17 protein-coding genes are annotated in these 18,341 nt (G+C 66.9%); 8 read left to right on the top strand and 9 right to left on the bottom strand.

From position 1 onward, the window contains the following. Positions 1–29: 29 nt before the first annotated feature. The 3 genes from ACTJKY_RS04170 to rpmI all read right to left on the bottom strand — a co-directional run bounded on the left by ACTJKY_RS04170 (position 30) and on the right by rpmI (position 1,321). On the bottom strand, positions 30–647 hold the full coding sequence (locus ACTJKY_RS04170; protein WP_440845219.1) for a LysE family translocator: 618 nt from the start codon (positions 645–647) through the stop codon (positions 30–32). Between the two features lie 90 nt (positions 648–737). After that, positions 738–1,103 carry a 50S ribosomal protein L20 gene (gene rplT / locus ACTJKY_RS04165; protein ID WP_066721145.1) on the bottom strand — a complete coding sequence of 122 codons (366 nt, stop codon included), beginning with the start codon at positions 1,101–1,103 and terminating at the stop codon, positions 738–740. Between the two features lie 14 nt (positions 1,104–1,117). Next, positions 1,118–1,321: a 50S ribosomal protein L35 gene (gene rpmI, locus ACTJKY_RS04160; protein WP_093298324.1), complete on the bottom strand. Its 204-nt coding sequence runs from the start codon at positions 1,319–1,321 to the stop codon at positions 1,118–1,120. 152 nt (positions 1,322–1,473) lie between these two features. Here rpmI and ACTJKY_RS04155 point away from each other — a divergent pair, with 152 nt between their 5' ends. Both ACTJKY_RS04155 and ACTJKY_RS04150 read left to right on the top strand, forming a co-directional pair. Then, complete coding sequence (locus ACTJKY_RS04155; protein WP_440844388.1) at positions 1,474–3,609, top strand: AsmA family protein; 2,136 nt, start codon at positions 1,474–1,476, stop codon at positions 3,607–3,609. A gap of 43 nt (positions 3,610–3,652) precedes the next feature. Next, a complete protein-coding gene (locus tag ACTJKY_RS04150; protein ID WP_440844386.1) occupies positions 3,653–4,768 on the top strand; it encodes a GDSL-type esterase/lipase family protein in 1,116 nt (371 codons plus the stop codon). Between the two features lie 7 nt (positions 4,769–4,775). Here the strand turns inward: ACTJKY_RS04150 and hisN are convergent, their stop codons facing one another. Further along, complete coding sequence (gene hisN / locus ACTJKY_RS04145) at positions 4,776–5,558, bottom strand: histidinol-phosphatase (protein ID WP_440844384.1); 783 nt, start codon at positions 5,556–5,558, stop codon at positions 4,776–4,778. Positions 5,559–5,622: 64 nt separating this feature from the next. Here hisN and ACTJKY_RS04140 point away from each other — a divergent pair, with 64 nt between their 5' ends. The 5 genes from ACTJKY_RS04140 (at position 5,623) to ACTJKY_RS04120 (ending at position 9,964) form a co-directional block, all read left to right on the top strand. Further along, complete coding sequence (locus ACTJKY_RS04140) at positions 5,623–6,690, top strand: phospholipase A (RefSeq protein WP_440844382.1); 1,068 nt, start codon at positions 5,623–5,625, stop codon at positions 6,688–6,690. Positions 6,691–6,741: 51 nt separating this feature from the next. Beyond that, positions 6,742–7,293: a peroxiredoxin gene (locus tag ACTJKY_RS04135; protein ID WP_440844380.1), complete on the top strand. Its 552-nt coding sequence runs from the start codon at positions 6,742–6,744 to the stop codon at positions 7,291–7,293. Between the two features lie 256 nt (positions 7,294–7,549). Further along, positions 7,550–8,611 carry a GGDEF domain-containing protein gene (locus ACTJKY_RS04130; protein WP_440844378.1) on the top strand — a complete coding sequence of 354 codons (1,062 nt, stop codon included), beginning with the start codon at positions 7,550–7,552 and terminating at the stop codon, positions 8,609–8,611. A gap of 270 nt (positions 8,612–8,881) precedes the next feature. Then, the gene (locus tag ACTJKY_RS04125; RefSeq protein ID WP_440844376.1) at positions 8,882–9,010 is read left to right on the top strand and encodes a hypothetical protein; all 129 of its coding nucleotides are present in this window, start codon (positions 8,882–8,884) and stop codon (positions 9,008–9,010) included. A 96-nt stretch (positions 9,011–9,106) separates the two neighbouring features. After that, a complete protein-coding gene (locus ACTJKY_RS04120) occupies positions 9,107–9,964 on the top strand; it encodes a glucose 1-dehydrogenase (RefSeq protein WP_440844375.1) in 858 nt (285 codons plus the stop codon). Between the two features lie 18 nt (positions 9,965–9,982). Here ACTJKY_RS04120 and ACTJKY_RS04115 read toward each other — a convergent pair whose 3' ends face one another. Beyond that, the gene (locus ACTJKY_RS04115; RefSeq protein WP_440844373.1) at positions 9,983–10,597 is read right to left on the bottom strand and encodes a YbhB/YbcL family Raf kinase inhibitor-like protein; all 615 of its coding nucleotides are present in this window, start codon (positions 10,595–10,597) and stop codon (positions 9,983–9,985) included. A gap of 57 nt (positions 10,598–10,654) precedes the next feature. After that, complete coding sequence (locus ACTJKY_RS04110; protein WP_093298336.1) at positions 10,655–11,326, bottom strand: glutathione S-transferase family protein; 672 nt, start codon at positions 11,324–11,326, stop codon at positions 10,655–10,657. Between the two features lie 86 nt (positions 11,327–11,412). Between ACTJKY_RS04110 and ACTJKY_RS04105 the strand changes: the two genes are divergently transcribed. Then, positions 11,413–11,706 carry a type II toxin-antitoxin system VapC family toxin gene (locus ACTJKY_RS04105; RefSeq protein ID WP_440844371.1) on the top strand — a complete coding sequence of 98 codons (294 nt, stop codon included), beginning with the start codon at positions 11,413–11,415 and terminating at the stop codon, positions 11,704–11,706. A 3-nt stretch (positions 11,707–11,709) separates the two neighbouring features. Here the strand turns inward: ACTJKY_RS04105 and gltB are convergent, their stop codons facing one another. Genes gltB through ACTJKY_RS04090 form a run of 3 tightly spaced genes read right to left on the bottom strand, consistent with a single transcriptional unit; the run spans position 11,710 to position 18,253 of the window. Further along, positions 11,710–16,227, bottom strand: coding sequence for a glutamate synthase large subunit (gene gltB, locus ACTJKY_RS04100; RefSeq protein WP_440844369.1), 4,518 nt, complete (start codon positions 16,225–16,227; stop codon positions 11,710–11,712). Next, positions 16,227–16,796 (bottom strand): DUF2059 domain-containing protein, encoded by a 570-nt coding sequence (locus ACTJKY_RS04095; protein ID WP_440844368.1) that lies wholly within the window; start codon positions 16,794–16,796, stop codon positions 16,227–16,229. The genes gltB and ACTJKY_RS04095 overlap by 1 nt, the downstream gene beginning before the upstream one ends. Then, complete coding sequence (locus tag ACTJKY_RS04090) at positions 16,793–18,253, bottom strand: NAD(P)-dependent oxidoreductase (RefSeq protein ID WP_440844366.1); 1,461 nt, start codon at positions 18,251–18,253, stop codon at positions 16,793–16,795. Before ACTJKY_RS04090 ends, ACTJKY_RS04095 begins: the two co-directional genes overlap by 4 nt. Positions 18,254–18,341: the final 88 nt, after the last annotated feature.

The following is an 18,341-nucleotide window of genomic DNA, read 5'->3' as shown; positions in this document are numbered from 1 at the left end:
GGCCCTAGGTCAAGGCGTTTGAGGGACCGCTACACCCGGCTGCCGAGCAGCGCCGCCCCAAAGGCGACGAAGACGCCGCCGGTGACGCGGTTGAACATCCGCTGCCGCGATGCCGGTGCTAGCCATGCCGCGAGCGAACGGCCGCCCAGCGCATAGGCCGAGAACCAGAAGGCCTCGATCACCGCGAAGGTGGCAATGAGGATCGCCAGCTGCGGCAGGAACGGGCGGTGCACGTCGAGGAACTGCGGAAACAGCGCGGCGGCGAACACGATCAGCTTGGGGTTGGACAGCCCCGTGCCGAGCCCGGTCAGATAGCGCGCCCGCACCGTCTGGCGGGCGGGCGGCGGCGCATCGGCGTGGGCCTCCTCCACCGGCGCGCGCCAGGCCTTGATGCCCAGCCACAGCAGATAGGCGACACCTGCATAGCGCAGCACGTCGTACAGCCCCGGCGACGCCTTGAGCAGCGCCCCCAGCCCCGCTGCCGAGGCAATGAGGCAGAACAGGTTCGCGCTCATCAGCCCCGCGGTGGTCGGCAGCACGCGGGCGGCGCCCTCGCGGATGCTCTGCACCATCACGTGGAGCATGTTCGGCCCCGGCGTCATCGACACGAAAAACACGGCGGTGACGTAGAGCCACCAGGTCTTCATCGCCACGGGAACCTCTCCCCCGGTTGGAATGAAAAAGGGCGCCGAAGCCGCAGCTTCGACGCCCCTATATCAGCTTGCGCGCAGGTCCGCTCAGGCGGCCTGGGGCAGTGCCGCCTTCGCCTGCGCGATGATGGCGCTAAATGCCTCACCTTCGTGCATCGCGATGTCGGCCAGGACCTTCCGGTCCAGTTCGACGCCCGCCAGCTTCAGGCCGTGCATGAACTGCGAATAGGTCAGGCCTTCGGCGCGCACACCAGCGTTGATGCGCTGGATCCACAGGGCGCGGAAGCTGCGCTTCTTTACCTTGCGGTCGCGATAGGCGTACTGGCCGGCCTTTTCGACGGCCTGGCGCGCGATGCGGATGGTGTTCTTGCGACGGCCATAATAGCCCTTCGCCTGATCCAAAATCCGCTTATGCTTCGCCTTGGTGGTCGTACCACGCTTCACTCGTGCCATTTTTCAGGACTCCCTTACTTCAGGCCGTACGGCGCCCACGCGACAACGCGCGCGACGTCTGCATCGGCCAGCACGGAGGTGCCGCGATTGGTACGGATATACTTCGAATTGTGCGAGATCAGGCGGTGACGCTTGCCAGCGACGCCGTGCTTGACCTTGCCGGTGGCGGTGAACTTGAAGCGCTTCTTCACACCGCTCTTGGTCTTGAGCTTGGGCATTTTCGTCTCCTTTTGGTTCGACGATTGCAGACAGCCGCGGCAGCCCTATTAGCCGGACGGTCCCTCGATCGCGGAAAGGCGGCCCCTTAGCCGATGGTTTGGCGATATGCAACCACCGGGGAACCGCGGGACCGCAGGGGATTTTGAAGACCATGGCCGATCTCGACGTCCCCGTCCACGCCGCCGAGCAGGCACCCCCGCCGCCCCGACCGGCGCGCGCCATGGGCACGCCCCTCGCCGCGACGATCGCCGTCGTCACCAGCCTGGTGGGCCTTGTCGTCCTCGCCTGGGCGGTGCTGTTCGTCACCAAGGGGCGGTTCCTCAAGGGCACGTTCGAGTCGATCGCGAGCAGCAGCGTGCATCGCAAGGTACGCGTGGCGGGCGACTTCCAGCTCTATTTCGCGCCGTTCAACCTGAAATTCGTCGCCGAAGGTCTCAGCGTCGAGAACCCGGATTGGGCCGGCACCAGCCCCTTCTTCACCGCGAAGCGAATCGATGCGCGAATCGCCACCTTCTCGCTGCTCGCGGAGCAGAAACGGTTCCAGTGGCTCGGCCTCACCGACGGGCGAATCGACCTGCAATGGGATCGCGACGGCAAGCAGAATAGCTGGACCTTCGGCAGCGGCGGCGGCAAGCCGCTGACCATGCCGCTGATCCAGCGCGCACGAATCGCCGGCACCCAGATCCGCTATCTCGATCCGCGCCACCAGCTCGATGCGGCGATTCGGGTCGACACGGTGGCGGCCGAGGACAATCGCTTTGCCGACACGATCCGCTTCGACGGCAACGGCACCGCGCGCGGTGCCCGCTTCACGCTCGCGGGCGCGCTGCTCTCCTCCAACAAGACGCTGGCCGGCGGCGAGAACCGGCTGCGGCTCCATGCCGAGGGGATGCGCAGCCGGGTCGACATCGCAGGCACCCTGCCGGGCGCCACCGTGCTGGAAGGCGCCAAGCTCCACATGGACCTGCGCGGGCAGAACCTTGCCGACGTGTTCCTGATCGCCGGCATCGCCGTGCCCGATACGCGCACCTATCGCCTGACCTCGATCGTCACCAAGGCCGGCTACGAATGGCGCTTCACCGGGATGAAGGGCCGCTTCGGTGACAGCGATCTCGCCGGCAAGTTCACGGTGAAGCTCGGCGAGCCGCGCATGCTGGTGACCGCCGACCTGTTCACCCATGTACTCGACATCGTCGATGCCGGGCCGTTCATCGGCTACAACCCCAATGCGCTGGCCGCCCAAGGCGCGCAGGCCGCGGTGACCCAGGTCTCCGGCACCCCGCGCCTGCTGCCGGACGCGCCGCTGCGGATCGACGCGCTCAAGAATTTCGATGCCAAGGTGCAGTGGCAGGTCCGCACCGTGCGCGCGCCCAACCTGCCGGTGTCGAACATCGAGCTGGGCCTCGACCTCAATGACCGGCTGCTCAAGCTGAGCCCGCTCAACTTCAGCCTCGCGCGCGGCACGGTGACGTCCGACATCAGCATCGACGCGCGCAAGGCGCCGGTGTTCACCACCTACGATATCCGCCTTTCGCCGACACCGATGGGCGTGCTGCTGGCGGGCTTCGGCGCCGAGCAGTCCGGCACCACGGGTATGCTCAAGGCACGCATCCAGATGAGCGGCAGCGGCAACAGCGTGCGCGATTCGCTGGCCAGCGCCAACGGACGCATCGCGGTGATCCTGCCCAAGGGCGATTTCTGGACGCGCAACACCGAGCTCGCCGAGTTCGACATCGGCACCTTCGTCCAGAAGATGTTCGAGAAGAAGCTGAAGGAGCCGGTGCAGATCAATTGCGGGCTGATCGGCTTCACGGTGCGCGACGGCATCGCCGCGGCGGACCCGATCCTGATCGACACGCAGAAGAACGTGATGCTCGGCCGCGGCGGGTTCAGCTTCAAGAACGAGACGATCGACCTCGCCTTCCGCGCCGATTCGAAGCGGTTCAGCCTGTTCTCGGGCCAGTCGCCGGTGGGAATCGGCGGCTATTTCGCCAAGCCTGGGATCAGCGTGATCAGCCCGGAGCTGGTCGGCCGTGCCGGCGTAGGCTTGGGGCTGGGCGTCGTCGCCTCGCCGCTGACTGCCGTGCTGGCCTTCGTCGACTTCGGCGACGCCAAGGCAGCGGATTGCGGACCGGTGCTCTCGGGCGCCACCGCCGCCAGCCAGCGCGACGCGAAGGGCCGCCCGCGCGACGATGTCGGCCGCGGCACCACCGCAAAGTCGGAGAGCGGCAAGACGAATGCGGGCGAAGTGAAGAAGCAGCGCAAGAAGTTCCTCGGCATCTTCTGATCCGCTTGCGGGCATATCGAGGCAGGCGCAGGATCGGTGCGCGATGCTGCGCCTCCTGATCCTCTCCGCTGCGCTCGCCATGGCGGGCGACGTCCGACCGCCGCAGCGGGTAACGATCACGCCCGCCGCGCCGGGGGCGGAAGAACGTGTACCTGTCCATATCGGCGGGCGGGTCGAGGTCTCCGCTGCCGACTATCGCCATCAATGGCCGGGGATCTATTTCGAAGCGCGCTTTCGCGGTCCTCGGGTGGTGCTGCGGTTCGACGACGCGATCAACGAATGGCGCGCAAGCATCGACGGCGCTCCGCCCGTGACGATCGACCGCCCGGGCAAGGCCGATGTGACGATCGACGGCCTCGCGCCCGGCACGCACCGCATCCGGCTCGACAAGGTCACCGAAAGCGCCGCACCCGCGCGCTTCGGCGGCTTCTTCGTCGCGCACGGAGAGGGGTTGCCCGCTCCCCAGCCGCGCCGGCGGCAGATCGAGTTCATCGGCGATTCGTCGATGGCGGGCTATGGCGCGCGGGCCGATCGGATCGACTGCACCCAGGCGCAGGTCCGCGCCACCACCGACACGCCCGATGCCTTTGCCGCACTTGCTGCGCAGCATTTCGGGGCCGACTATCAGGTGAATGCGATCTCCGGCCGCGGGCTGATCCGCAACTTCGGCGGCACCGCGCCGCAGGGCACGATGGAGCAGCAATGGTCGCGCCGCCTGCCGGCCGAGCCCGCGCCCTACGATGATCCGCGCTGGCAGCCGCAGATCGTGATGCTCAAGCTGCAGGCCGATTTCGTCGGCTTCCACCCCGATGCGCGCTGGTCAACCCTGGACGCGCTCGTCGCCGACTATGCCGCGCACTACGGCCAGTTGCTCGCCCGGCTCCATAGCCGGTATCCGCGTGCGGTCTTCATCCTGTGGTGGTTCGACACCAGCGGTGCGCCGCCCGAGCAGGCCGCGATGCTGCGTACCGCCGAAACGCGGATCAGCACCGCAGCCCGGGCGGCCGGCGCGCGCGACATACTGTTCCTGCCCTTCCCCGCCGCGGAGTTCCGCGCAACCGCCTGCCACGGCCATTATGGCCTCGAAGCGCAGCGGCAGGTCGCCGACTGGCTGACACGGGCGATCGCGGCGCACCCGGGCTTCTGGGACGGCCGCTAGCCGGGGCTCAGTGGCCCCGGCAGTCCATCGCCTCGAGAATGTCGTCGATCCGCGCCGGGTCGCCCGCGGCGATCACCTCGCCCTTGCTGCCGGCATGGAGCGGATCGCCCTGCCAGTCGCACATCCGCCCGCCCGCGCCTTCGATCACCGGGACCAGCGCAGCGAAGTCGTGCAGCTTGAGCCCCGCCTCGACGACGATGTCGAGCCAGCCGCTCGCGACGCAGCCATAATTGTAGCAGTCGCCGCCCAGCACCGTGCTCATCACCTTGGCATCGAGATGCTCGAAGGCGTGCAGCTGGCCGTCGTCGAACAGCGCGGGCGAGGTGGTGGCGAGGATCGCTTGGTTCAGCTCGCGGCAGATGCGGGTACTGGCGGGCTTGCCGTTGAACAGCGTCTGGCGGCCGGTGACGCCCAGCCAGCGCTCGTTGATGATCGGCTGGTCGATCACGCCCAGCACCGGCCAGCCATTGTCGACCAGCGCGATCAGCGTGCCGAACACCGGCCGCCCGGCAATGAAGGCGCGGGTGCCGTCGATCGGATCGAGCACCCATTGCCGGCCGCTGGTGCCTTCGCGCACCCCGAATTCCTCGCCGATGATGCCGTCCATCGGCCGCTCGGCGATCAGCAGCTTGCGCATCGCCTCCTCGCCGGCGCGATCGGCGAGGGTGACGGGCGACTGGTCTTCCTTCGCCTCGACGCCGTGCTCGGCGCGGAAATAGGGGCGGATCGCGGCGCCGGCGGCGTCGGCGAGGCGGGCGGCAAGCGCGATGTCGGTTTGGGAAACGGCCATGTCCCAGCCCTACCGGCCCGAATTTGACTCGCCAAGGTCACAAACGCCTGCCACTTCGCGGAATATGCGTGGTTTCGCCGCTCTTCCCCTGCTCGGCCTCAGCTTTGTCGCCGTGCCTGCGCTGGCACAGGTGCGTGCGGTGCCGGCCCAGCCCGCCTCGGAGCAGGCGGCGCTGCGCGGCGTCGAGGTGTTCCTGGTCAACGAGGGCGAAGCGCCGATCGCCGATGCCGGCCCACGCCAGATCGAGATCACCGCCGCCGACGGCACCCGGCTGATGCTGGAGCGCACCCCCGGGCCGACGCCCACCATCGCCCCGCACGGCTTCGCCAAGGCGCGCTATGTGCCGGTGGGCGTCGCCGGGGTCGCGGTGCCGCCCGCTGCACAGCACAAGCCGGCCGAAATGCCCGAGCAGGAGACGGTGGTGCAGAGCTCGACCGGCAGCTCGAGCGGGCTGCTCGCCCGGTTCGAACCGCACGAGCCGATCTACGGCGCTTTCGGCACCGACGATGCGGGGGGCAAGGTGCAGGTCAGCTTCGCGGTCCGTCCCTTTGCCGAGAACGCCCCGCTCCAGCTCGGCAATCTCCGCTTCGCCTATACCCAGACGATGTTCTGGGCGGTTAACGAGCCCTCGGGCCCGTTCCGCTCGACCAACTACAGCCCCGAACTCTATGCCGATGTTCCCGTCGACGAGACGACGCGGGTAGCCCTAGGCTGGCGGCACGATTCGAACGGGCGCGGCGTCACCGATTCGGTCGACCTCAACCGCATCTTCGTGCGCGGCGAAAAGAGCTTCGACATGGGCGGCGACTGGCGGGTCGACGTCGCACCGCAGGCCTGGTTCTATGTCGGCAGCAGCGGCACCTTCCACGATATGAAGAACTATTACGGCTACACCGCGCTCGCCGCGTCGATCGCGCAGAAGGACGGCATCAAGCTTGCCCTGACCGCGCGCGGCAATGTGAAGACCGGGCACGGCGCGGCCGAAGCTTTCCTATCCTACCCGCTGCGCCGGCTGGGCGGGGGCCTGGGCATCTACCTCTTCGGACAGGCATTCACCGGCTATGGCGAAGCGCTAGACCGCTACAACGTCAACGACACGCATGCGCGCATCGGCATCGCCTTCACCCGCTAGCCGCCGCCCGCGCTGTGGCGTAGACACGGCCAACTATCCTGGGAGTTCGATATGCGCCTGAAGCTCGCCCTTGCCGCCCTTGCCCTGCCCTTCGCCGTGATGCCGGCCAATGCGTCGCTCACCACTGGCGCCAAGGCGCCCGTGTTCATTGCCAAGGGCGCGGTGGCCGGCAAGCCGATCACCGTCGACCTCAAGGCTGCGCTGAAGAAGGGGCCGGTCGTGCTCTACTTCTTCCCGGCCGCCTTCACCTCGGGCTGCAATGCGGAGGCCCATGCCTTCGCCGAGGCGCTGCCCGATTTCACCAAGGCCGGTGCGACCGTGATCGGCATGACCGCGGGCAATGTCGACCAGCTCGAGCAGTTCAGCAGCCAATATTGCGCGGGCAAGTTCGCCGTCGCCGCCGCGACGCCGGAGGTGGCAGCGGGCTATGACGTGGCAGCCAAGAAGCCCGACGGCACCGTCGCCAAGTTCACCAGCCGCACCAGCTATGTGATTGCGCCCGACGGCAAAGTGCTGTTCGCCCATTCGGATCCGAACCCCGCCGACCACATCCGACTCACCCTGGCCGCAGTGGAGAAGTACCGCGCGACTCACCGGAACTGACGCGCACCCACGACGATTTCAGCGCTTTCTTTCGCACCGATCCGGACGGTATTAATCCTCCGGATTGGTGCAAACCGGCCGTTTTCCGGCACCAAGCTCCTGAATTCTGCCTCCAATGTGGGGCGGCGCTGAAACGACCCGCCGCGAGGGCGTTCAGGATGAACGCAGCGGCAACTCAATATTAGCACTCTCTGCTTATTCCTTCTGCGCAACATAGCGGCCGTCATGCCGTGATTTGCACGGGGGTTAGGAGCGTATGCGCATCGCGCGTGCCATTCGTTCAGAGATGGATGGGGAGGAGGGCCGAGCGCTTTTCGAGCAGATCGGCGCGTTCCTTCTCGACCAGCGGCTGGCACCGACGCCGACCAACTATGCCTTTGCCCACCGGCTGTTCACCGAACCCGACGATGCGCTTGCCCGTGCGGTGGAGCTGATCACCGAACGCGGCGTGCGAATAACCCCGCGCGATATCCAGACGCTCACCGCCGACCACAGCCCGGAAGACCCGAACGACGGCCATGCCGACCTGAAGGCACGTACCGAAGGCCTGGTCGCGCGCACCCAGATGCAGGTCGAAGGCTTTGCCGACATGGTGACGGCGATGCGCGCCGAAACCGCCGATTTCGGCCGCGACCTGGCAGCGAGCGCCGAGGCGATGTCGAGCGCCGGCGATACGCCCCAGGCAAATGACGACGTCGTTCGCATCACCGCCGCGATGCTCCACCGGATCCGCGTTGCCGAGGAGAAGCTAGAAAGCACCACCCGCGAGGCGAACGACCTGCGCGAGAAGCTGGAAGAAGCGCGCGACAATGCCCGCCGCGATCCGCTCACCCAGCTCCCCAATCGCCGCGCCTTCGAGGAAGCCTTCGCCGCACAGGAGGCGACCGGCGGCGCCATGTGCATCGCGGTGTGCGACATCGATCACTTCAAATCGGTCAACGACCGCTTCGGCCACGCCGTGGGGGACCGCGTACTGCGTGTGATCGCCGACGCGCTGAGCCTGTGCTGTCGCGGGCACCTGGTGACGCGCTACGGCGGCGAGGAGTTTGCAATCCTCTTCACCAACGTGCCGCTCGATCAGGCACGCGCGGTGCTCGAACATGCCCGCGGCACCGTGCAGGCCAAGCGCTACAAGCTGCGCGACAACGATGCGCCGCTGGGCGAGATCACCTTCTCGGCCGGCCTGACGCCGGTGGAGCCGGGCGAGATGCACCAGACCGCATTCCACCGCGCCGACCGGCTGCTGTACCTGGCGAAGCATGAAGGTCGGAATCAGGTGAAGACCGGCAGCGCGAGCTATAGCGAATTTCGCCGCTGAGTGGTGAAATTCACCAGATCATTTCGCGAAATCCGCCTACTTAATCGCGGCAAATTAGACCATTCACAGGAATTACAGCCACTTAGTGAAGTTGGCACACTCCCTGCAAAATAGCTGGCATCGGCCGCCGGATGGTCTGCCAGCCGAACCACAGGGAGTAATTACCATGACCGCTCGTCTCGCTTCGTTGCACCAGACTGTCGCCATCAGCGCCGCCATCCTGCTCACCGCCGCGCTCGTCCTGTTCTCCACGCCCGTGATCCCGATCGCATGAACGCGCTCGCATCCATGGAGAAGATCAGCATGTTCCGCAGCTTTCTCATCGGCGTCGCGTCGTTCGGCATCACCAGCGTGATGATCCTCGGCAGCGGCCTGCAGGGCACCAGCCTCCTCGGCTGACCCTGCCGGCCGCCCCGGCGGTCCCTTTTTCCGGAACTTGGGCCCCTTGCGCCCGGTTCTTTCGGCACCCCTCCCCAAGACCCAGGAGCCGTGCCGATGTCCGAAACCCCTACCATAGATCGAGTCCGCGAGGATGCGCTTCCCGGTGAGGAGCGCACGCTAGATCCCAAACCCGAGTGGCAGCCGCGCTATCGCGGATCGGATCGGCTGAAGGACAAGGTGGCCATCGTCACCGGCGCCGACAGCGGGATCGGCCGCGCGGTCGCCGCGCTCTACGCCCGCGAAGGCGCCGATGTCGCCATCGTCTATCTGAACGAGCATCGCGATGCGGAGGACACCGCGGAAGCCGTCCGCGCCGAAGGCCGCCGCGCGATCACCATTGCGGGTGACGTGGGCGACAAGGCATTCTGCGAGGAAGCCGTGCAGAAGGTGATCGCCGAATTCGGCCGCATCGACGTGCTGGTCAACAATGCCGGCGAGCAGCACCCGGACAAGGACATCGTCGACATCACCGAGCAGCAGCTGCGCCGGACCTTCCAGACCAACATCTTCGGGATGTTCTTCATGGTCCAGGCCGCCTCGCCGCACCTCAAGCAGGGCGCCACGATCGTCAACTGCACCTCGGTGACGATGTACCAGGGCGAGCCCGAGTTGCTCGACTACAGCGCCACCAAGGGTGCGATCACCGCCTTCACCCGCAGCCTGTCGATGAACCTGATCGAAAAGGGCATCCGCGTGAACGCCGTGGCGCCCGGCCCCATCTGGACCCCGCTCAATCCCAGCGGCGGCGCTTCCCCCGAGAAGCTCGAGCATTTCGGCGAGGACGTGCCGATGGGCCGCCCGGGACAGCCCAACGAAGTCGCCCCCGCCTTCCTGTTCCTCGCCTGCGAGGATTCGAGCTACATGTCCGGCCAGGTACTCCACCCGAACGGCGGCACCGTCGTCAACGGATGAACGCGCACCGCGCCGGTCTCAGACCGGCGCGGTTTCGCCCACCAGCCCCGTCGGGGCTTCCTCGCCGCGCGAATAGACGCCGGTGAGCAGCCCGGCGGCGAGCACATGCCCCGCCATCGCCTTGACCAGCGCGCTGCGCCCGGGATTCTCGCCGATCTCGCAGCCGCCGCCCAGCGCGAACAGCTGGAAGGCGTAATTATGGGGACCATGCCCGGTCGGCGGATCGGGCGGCAGCCAGCCTTCACCGAGATAGCTGTTGCGGCCGACATCCTTGCCCTCGGCATCGCCAGCGCCATCGGCGCGGATCGCGCCTTCCTTCAGATCGCCGTCGATCGGCAGCCCCCAGACCACCGCATGGACCAGCGGCTGCGGCGCCGGCGCATCGGGATCCTCGACGATCAGCGCCAGGCATTCGGTGCCCTCGGGCACGTTGCTCCAGAAAAGCGGCGGCGACACGCCGTCACCGTCCGCGGTGAAGCGCTCGGGGAGGCGACCACCGTTCGCAAAGGCCGGGCTGGCGAGGTGCAACACCTCGAAGCTGCCGAGTTCAGGCTGGACGATCGCCAGCTTGTTGGCGCCCGCGCGCAGGCCTTTCAGCGCGCTTCCCAGCCAGTGCGGTATGTGTTCGAGCATCGCGGTCTCTCTCCCGTTTGGCAGCCAAACGCGCCTGAGCCCGCGATTATCCCGATCTTAGAGGTCGAGCTTCTCGTAATCGGCCGGCGGCGTGATTCCCTCCATCCGCTCGGCGAGCAGCTGGCGGAAGCTCGGGCGGCTCTTCATCCCGATATACCAGCGCTTGGCGAGCTCGTGGCTCTTCCAGTCGATGCCGCCCAGATAATCGGCGACCGAAATCTGCGCCGCCGCGGTGATGTCGGCAAGGCTCATCGTAGCCCCCGCCAGCCAGGTGCGGTGGTCGAGCAAATAATCGATATAGTCGAGATGCCCCACCGCCGCCTTCATCGCGTCGCGCAGCACCTTGGCGTCGGGCGGCTGGCGATAGACGATGCGCTTGATCATCCGCTCGTGGAGCAGCGGCGCGGTGATGTCGCTGTAGAAGTTATTGTCGAACCACACCACCAGCCGGCGAATCTCGGCGCGATCGACCGCCGAGCCGTTGAGCAGCGCGTTCTTGCCCACCGTTTCCTCGAAGAATTCGCAGATCACGGTGGAGTCGATGAGGGTCACATGGCGCTCGGCATCGATCATCACCGGGGTCTGGCCGGTGGGGTTGAGGTCGAGGAACTCGTCGCGCCGCAGCCACGGCGATTCGCGCACCGGCTCATAGGCGATGCCCTTCTCGCCCAGCAGGAGCCGGACCTTGCGCGAGAAAGGACAGAGCGGGAATTGAAGGAGCTGCCACATGGGGAAAGCCATAAGCAGCGGAAATGGGCCGGGGAAGACTCGTTGTAGCGCCAGGCACAATTCTATATTTTGAACAGCATCCTAGAATGGAGCCGCACCATGGCGCTCAGCATCAAGTCGTACGGGTCCAATCGACCCGCACCGCTGCCGATGCGGGCTCGGCGCTGATCGCCAAGCCGCCCTTCGTGATCGTGCCGTTCGGCGAGGATCACCTGCAGGTCGCCGCCGACGCGTTCGAACGCTTCGGCAAGGGCCGTCACCTCGCCCGTCTCAACTATGGCGACTGCATGGCCTATGCGGTCGCCGCCCTTGCGGACTGCCCGCTGCTCTTCAAGGGCGACGACTTCAGCCATACCGACATGGTCGCCGCCCTCGATTGAGGCTTACTCCGCCGCCACCGCCTCGACGGTGTCATTGATCGGATGCGGCAGCCGGGTGAGCATTTCCTTCGGCACCACCTGCCAGAACTTGCCGACTTCACGGTCCCAGTCCTCCAGTAGGCCCTTGGACCATTTGCTGTCGGTTTTCGCGGCATGCGCCTCCACCAGCGACCGGAGCTTGGTTTCCCAATGGCTGGAGGCCAGCCGGTTCCAGGTGATGTTCTCCGGGTTGGCGTGGCGTTCGAAGCTGCCGTCGACGTCGTAGACGAACGCCATGCCGCCGGTCATGCCCGCGCCGAAGTTCATGCCGACGCGGCCCAGCACCACCGCGGTGCCGCCGGTCATATACTCGCAGCCGTTCGCGCCGCAGCCTTCGACCACCACGTCGGCGCCCGAGTTGCGCACCGCGAAGCGCTCGCCCGCCTGGCCGGCGGCGAACAGCCGTCCCGAGGTCGCGCCATAGAGCACGGTGTTGCCGATGATCGTGTTGTTCCACGATTCAATCGGCGAGCTGACCATCGGCCGCACGACGATCACGCCGCCCGACAGGCCCTTGCCGACATAGTCGTTCGCGTCGCCGAAGACCTCGAGCGTGATGCCCTTGCACAGGAACGCCCCGAGCGACTGGCCGGCCGAGCCGCGCAGCCGCACACGGACATGCCCGTCCTGCAGCGCCGACATGCCGAACGTGTTGGTCACCTCGGACGAGAGCCGCGTGCCCACCGCACGGTGGGTGTTCCGCACCGAATAGGTCAGCTGCATCTTCTCGCCGCGCGCGAACACGGGGGCCGCATCCTTGATCATCTGCGCGTCGAGGCTATCCGGCACGTCATTGCGGAAGGTGCTCAGGCTGAAGCGCCGCTCGGCATCGTCCGCGTCCACCTTGGCGAGGATCGGGTTGAGGTCGAGATCGTCGAGATGCTCGGCGCCGCGGCTGACCTGGCGGAGCAGCTCGGTACGGCCGATCACTTCGTCCAGGCTCTTGAAGCCCAGCTTGGCGAGGATCTCGCGCACTTCCTCGGCGATGAAGGTCATCAGGTTGATGACCTTCTCCGGCGTGCCGACGAACTTGGCGCGCAGCTTCTCGTCCTGGGTGCAGACGCCCACCGGGCAGGTGTTCGAGTGGCACTGACGGACCATGATGCAGCCCATCGCCACCAGGCTCAGCGTGCCGATGCCATATTCCTCGGCGCCGAGAATCGCGGCGATCACGATGTCGCGACCGGTCTTCAGGCCACCATCGGTGCGCAGCTTGATGCGGCCGCGCAGGCCGTTGAGGGTGAGCGTCTGGTTCACCTCGGACAGCCCCATTTCCCAGGGCGTGCCGGCATATTTGATCGAGGTGAACGGCGACGCGCCGGTGCCCCCATTATGGCCGGCGACCAGGATCACGTCGGCATGCGCCTTGGCGACGCCCGCCGCGACGGTGCCGATACCGGCCGAGCTGACCAGCTTCACGCACACCCGCGCGCGCGGATTGATCTGCTTCAGATCGTAGATCAGCTGCGCCAGATCCTCGATCGAATAGATGTCGTGGTGCGGCGGCGGCGAGATCAGCGTCACGCCCGGCGTCGCATGGCGCAGCTTGGCGATGAACTCGGTGACCTTGAAGCCGGGCAGCTGCCCGCCCTCGCCGGGCTTGGCGCCCTGCGCCACCTTGATCTCGATCTCGTCGCAGGCGTTGAGATATTCCGCCGTCACGCCGAACCGGCCCGAGGCGACCTGCTTGATGCTCGAATTGGCGTTGTCGCCATTCTCATAGGGCTTGTAGCGCGCCGAATCCTCGCCGCCCTCGCCCGAGACGGCGCGCGCGCCGATCCGATTCATCGCGATCGCCAGCGTCTCGTGCGCCTCGGGGCTGAGCGCGCCCAGCGACATGCCGGGCGTGACGAAACGCTTGCGGATCTCGGTGATCGCCTCGACCTGGTCGATCGGCACGCCCGTCTCCGGGAAGTTGAACTCCAGGAGATCGCGCAGATATACCGGCGGCAGATCGCGCACCCCACGCGCAAAGGCGAGATAGCTCGAATAGCTGTCGTTCGACACTGCGGTCTGCAGCTGGTGCATCAGCTGTGCCGAATAGGCATGCGCCTCGCCGCCCGCACGCTGGCGGTAGAAGCCGCCGACCGGCAGCGTCGCGACGCCCGCATCATAGGCCGCCTCGTGGCGCATCATCGCCGAGAGGTGGAGCGAGGCATAGCCCTCGCCCGAGATCTTGGCCGGCATGCCGGGGAACAGATCGTTCACCAGCGCGCGGCTGAGGCCCACGGCTTCGAAGTTGTAGCCGCCGCGATAGGAGCTGATCACCGCGATGCCCATCTTCGACAGGATCTTGAGCAACCCTTCGTCCACGGCCTTGCGATGGCGCTTGAGGCAGTCGGCCAGGCTGATCTCGCCGAACAGGCCGCGCGCATGGCGATCGGCGATCGCGGCTTCGGCCAGATAGGCGTTCACCGTGGTCGCGCCGACGCCGATCAGCACCGCATAATAATGGGTGTCGAGGCACTCGGCGGTGCGGACGTTGACGCTGGCATAGGAGCGCAGGCCCCGGCGGACGAGATGCGTGTGCACCGCCGCCGCCGCCAGCACGCCGGCGATCGCCGCCTTGTCCGGGCCACTATGCTCGTCGGTGAGAAACAGCTCGGTGCAGCCGGCGCGAACCGCCTGCTCCGCCTCGTGGCGGATGCGCTTGATCGCGAGCTTCAGCGATTCCGGATCGCCGTCCGCCGCGAAGGTGCAGTCGATCTCGGCGGCATTGGTGCCGAAATGCGCGCGCAGGCGGTGCCAGTCGGCATTGGTCAGCACCGGGCTGTCCAGCACCAGCACCGGGCTCCCCGCCCCCTCGGTGTCGAGGATGTTGGCGAGATTGCCGAACCGCGTCTTGAGCGACATCACATAGCGCTCGCGCAACGGATCGATCGGCGGGTTGGTGACCTGGCTGAAATTCTGCCGGAAGAACTGGCTGATCAGCCGCGACTTGGACGAGATGACCGCGAGCGGTGTGTCGTCGCCCATCGAGCCGATCGCCTCCTTCGAGGTCTCGACCATCGGCGCGAGGATCAGCTCCATGTCCTCCAGCGTCTGGCCGGCCGCGACCTGGCGGCGCGACAGTTCGGCGCGCTCATAATAGGTCTCGGCGGGGGCCGCGGGCAGATCGTCGATCGACAGGAAGCCCTGCACCATCGAAGCATAATCGGCCTCGCCGGCGATCTGGTCCTTGATCGCGCGGTCGTGGAGCAGCTTGCCCTCGTCGAGGTCGACGGCGATCATCTCGCCCGGCCCGAGCCGGCCCTTGGCGACGACGTTCGCCTCCGGCACCGGCACCATGCCGGTTTCCGAACCGACGATCAGCAGACCGTCCGAGGTCTGGGTATAGCGCAGCGGGCGCAGCGCGTTGCGGTCCATGCCCGCCACCGCCCAGCGGCCATCGGTCATCGCCAGCGCGGCAGGGCCGTCCCACGGCTCCATCACGCTCGCGAGATACTGGTACATCGCGGCGTGCGCGGGCGGCGTATCCTCGTCCTGCTGCCAGGCTTCGGGCACCAGCATCAGCTTGGCGGTGGGCGCGTCGCGGCCGGAGCGGCAGATCGCCTCGAACACCGCGTCGAGCGCGGCGGTGTCCGACGCGCCGGCCGGGATCACCGGCTTGATGTCCTCGCTCTGCTCGCCGAACGCGATGCTCGCCATCTTGATCTCGTGGCTGCGCATCCAGTTCTGGTTGCCGCGGATCGTGTTGATCTCGCCGTTATGCGCCAGACAGCGGAACGGCTGCGCCAGCCACCATTGCGGGAAAGTATTGGTGGAATAGCGCTGGTGGAAGATCGCGACACGGCTCTCGAAGCGCGAATCGGTGAGGTCCGGATAGAAGTCGGACAGCGATTCGGCGAGGAACAGCCCCTTGTAGATGATCGAGCGGCACGACAGCGAGCAGATGTAGAAGCCGCCGACCTGGGCGGCGATCACCCGCTTCTCGATGCGGCGGCGGATCAGGTACAGCTGACGTTCGAACTCGGCAGCGTCCATCGCGTCGGGCTGCGGCCCGGCGATCATGATCTGCTCGATCTCGGGCCGCGTCGCCTGCGCCTTCATGCCGATCACCGAGACGTCGACCGGCACCTGGCGCCAGCCATAGATGGTGTAGCCGGCTTCGATGATCTCGCTCTCGACGATGGTGCGGCAGGTTTCCTGCGCCCCCAGATCGGTGCGCGGCAGGAAGATCATGCCGACGGCGAGGCGGTTCGGCAGCACGCGGTGCCCGCTGCCAACGATCTGCTCGTCGAAGAAGCGCAGCGGCAGGTCGACATGGATGCCGGCGCCGTCGCCGGTCTTGCCATCCGCATCCACGGCACCGCGGTGCCACACCGCCTTCAAAGCATCGATCGCCGACTGGACGACGCGGCGCGACGACTGGCCGTCGGTCGCCGCGACCATGCCCACGCCGCAGGCATCGCCTTCATATTCGGGGCGATACATGCCCTCGCGGGCGAGGCGCTCGCGCTCGGATTCCAGGGTCTTGGCCATCACTTCTTGTCCTGTTCTGCGGCGAGCTTCGCCACCATCGCCTGTGCGCGCTCCATCGTGCCGCGGATCGACTTTTCCATCACGGCGCGCTGCGCGGCGAGAATATCGGGATCCGCCATCACGGTCGGCGACTGTTCGGCGTAGAGCTTGCCCGAAGGCGTATCGAAAAAGGCGCTGACGTCGTTCAGCTGCGCGACGGTGAAGCGCCGCGCATAGGCCCGCGCCATGGCGTCGAGCATCGTCGGCATCGACTCCTTGGTGGTTGCGATCGCGTGTTTGAGCTCGTCGTCTACGAACGCGTCGAGCGCTGCTTTCGCCTGCGGATTCTTGGCGAACGCCGCCTGCATCTCCGGCGTCTGTGCCATCGCGTTGCGGAGGTTTTCCATCATCGGCCGCATCATCTGGTCGATCATCGCGTCGACCCGCTCGGGCGGCATCACCTTGGCGATCAGCGCCTTGGCGGCGGCAATCCGGGCAGGCTCGGGAGCCTGCGCGACGGGTGCGGTCTGCGCCGACGCTTCCGCCGGTGCGGCGACGGCGATCAGCAGAGCTGCTGCGAGCGTCTTCATGCGACGCTCGCTTCGCGCTTCGCCGCAGCCGGCGCCTTGGCGTGCGCCTTCATCCAGGCATGCATGTGCGCCGCCACGTCGCGGCCGTCGCGGATCGCCCAGACGACCAGGCTGGCGCCGCGGACGATGTCACCGGCGGCGAACACGCCGTCCATGCTGGTCATCATCGTCTTGCCGTCGGTACGCAGCGTACCCCAGCGAGTGACACCCAGTTCCTCGGCGCCGAACAGCTTGGGCAGGTCCTCGGGCTCGAACCCCAGTGCCTTGATGACGAGATCGGCGGGCATCTGCAGCGCGCCGCTGGGGTCGACTTCCGGTGCGCGGCGGCCCGAAGCGTCGGGCGCGCCGAGGCGCATCTTGGAAGCGCGGACGCCGCTCACCTGATCGGTGCCCTCGAACGCCTCGGGCGCGGAGAGCCACACGAACTCGACGCCTTCCTCTTCGGCATTGGCCACTTCGCGCTGCGAGCCCGGCATGTTAGCCCGGTCCCGGCGGTAGAGGCACTTAACCGAGGCCGCGCCCTGGCGGATCGCGGTGCGCACGCAGTCCATCGCCGTATCGCCGCCGCCGACGACCACGACATGCTTGCCGAGCGCGTTGAGGCTGCCATCGTCATAGGCAGGCACCGCGTCGCCGAAATTCTTGCGATTCGACGCGGTCAGATAATCCAGCGCATCGACCACGCCCTTGGCGCCGACGCCCGGAGCCTTGATCGCCCGCGCCTTGTAGACGCCGGTGGCGACCAGGATCGAATCGTGGCGCTGGCGGAGTTCGCCGAGCGTCGAGTCGCGACCGACCTCGAAATTGCGGTGGAAGACGATGCCCGCCTTCTCGAGCCGGTCGACGCGGCGCATCACCACGTCCTTCTCCAGCTTGAAGCCGGGGATGCCATAGGTGAGCAGCCCGCCCGAGCGATCGTAGCGGTCGTAGACGTGGACGTCATACCCGTAGCCACGCAGATATTCGGCGGCGGCGAGCCCCGCGGGCCCCGCACCGATGATGCCGACCGACTGGCCGCGGTCGCGCCCGACCTGGACCGGCTCCACCCAGCCCTCGGCCCAGGCGGTGTCGGTGATGAACTTCTCGACCGAGCCGATCGTCACCGCGCCGTGGCCGGAGAATTCGATCACGCAATTGCCTTCGCACAGCCGGTCCTGCGGGCAGATGCGGCCGCAGATCTCGGGCATAGTCGAGGTGCTGTTGGAGAGCTGATACGCCTCCTGCAGCCGCCCCTCGGCGGTCAGGCGCAGCCAGTCCGGGATGTGGTTGTGGAGCGGGCAGTGCACCGAACAATAGGGCACGCCGCACTGGCTGCAGCGCCCGGCCTGCGATTCCGCGTCGGGTATCGCATAGCGTTCCGCGATCTCGCGAAAGTCTTCCGCGCGCAGGGGGGCGGGGCGCTTGGCCGGATACGCCTGCGGGCGTCCGACGAATTTGAGCATGGGATCGTCAGCCATGCCGCTCCCCTACAGGAGAGCGACAGAGCGATAAAGACAGCAATGCTTACCTATATGGGTTCAGAACCCGATTTTTAGTCCTGCCAGC

The organism is Sphingomonas sp. 22176 (genome assembly GCF_052045505.1).
Lineage (GTDB): Bacteria > Pseudomonadota > Alphaproteobacteria > Sphingomonadales > Sphingomonadaceae > Sphingomonas.
The sequence above is the reverse complement of the archived record's forward strand: the minus strand, read 5'-3'. Positions and strand labels throughout refer to the sequence as shown.

Bases quoted from the DNA above. Each gene is read 5' to 3' on its own strand.
- ACTJKY_RS04170 (WP_440845219.1), bottom strand. From the start codon at position 647: ATGAAGACCTGGTGGCTCTACGTCACCGCCGTGTTTTTCGTGTCGATG.
- rplT (WP_066721145.1), bottom strand. From the start codon at position 1,103: ATGGCACGAGTGAAGCGTGGTACGACCACCAAGGCGAAGCATAAGCGG.
- rpmI (WP_093298324.1), bottom strand. From the start codon at position 1,321: ATGCCCAAGCTCAAGACCAAGAGCGGTGTGAAGAAGCGCTTCAAGTTC.
- ACTJKY_RS04155 (WP_440844388.1), top strand. From the start codon at position 1,474: ATGGCCGATCTCGACGTCCCCGTCCACGCCGCCGAGCAGGCACCCCCG.
- ACTJKY_RS04150 (WP_440844386.1), top strand. From the start codon at position 3,653: ATGCTGCGCCTCCTGATCCTCTCCGCTGCGCTCGCCATGGCGGGCGAC.
- hisN (WP_440844384.1), bottom strand. From the start codon at position 5,558: ATGGCCGTTTCCCAAACCGACATCGCGCTTGCCGCCCGCCTCGCCGAC.
- ACTJKY_RS04140 (WP_440844382.1), top strand. From the start codon at position 5,623: ATGCGTGGTTTCGCCGCTCTTCCCCTGCTCGGCCTCAGCTTTGTCGCC.
- ACTJKY_RS04135 (WP_440844380.1), top strand. From the start codon at position 6,742: ATGCGCCTGAAGCTCGCCCTTGCCGCCCTTGCCCTGCCCTTCGCCGTG.
- ACTJKY_RS04130 (WP_440844378.1), top strand. From the start codon at position 7,550: ATGCGCATCGCGCGTGCCATTCGTTCAGAGATGGATGGGGAGGAGGGC.
- ACTJKY_RS04125 (WP_440844376.1), top strand. From the start codon at position 8,882: ATGAACGCGCTCGCATCCATGGAGAAGATCAGCATGTTCCGCAGCTTT.
- ACTJKY_RS04120 (WP_440844375.1), top strand. From the start codon at position 9,107: ATGTCCGAAACCCCTACCATAGATCGAGTCCGCGAGGATGCGCTTCCC.
- ACTJKY_RS04115 (WP_440844373.1), bottom strand. From the start codon at position 10,597: ATGCTCGAACACATACCGCACTGGCTGGGAAGCGCGCTGAAAGGCCTG.
- ACTJKY_RS04110 (WP_093298336.1), bottom strand. From the start codon at position 11,326: ATGTGGCAGCTCCTTCAATTCCCGCTCTGTCCTTTCTCGCGCAAGGTC.
- ACTJKY_RS04105 (WP_440844371.1), top strand. From the start codon at position 11,413: ATGGAGCCGCACCATGGCGCTCAGCATCAAGTCGTACGGGTCCAATCG.
- gltB (WP_440844369.1), bottom strand. From the start codon at position 16,227: ATGGCCAAGACCCTGGAATCCGAGCGCGAGCGCCTCGCCCGCGAGGGC.
- ACTJKY_RS04095 (WP_440844368.1), bottom strand. From the start codon at position 16,796: ATGAAGACGCTCGCAGCAGCTCTGCTGATCGCCGTCGCCGCACCGGCG.
- ACTJKY_RS04090 (WP_440844366.1), bottom strand. From the start codon at position 18,253: ATGGCTGACGATCCCATGCTCAAATTCGTCGGACGCCCGCAGGCGTAT.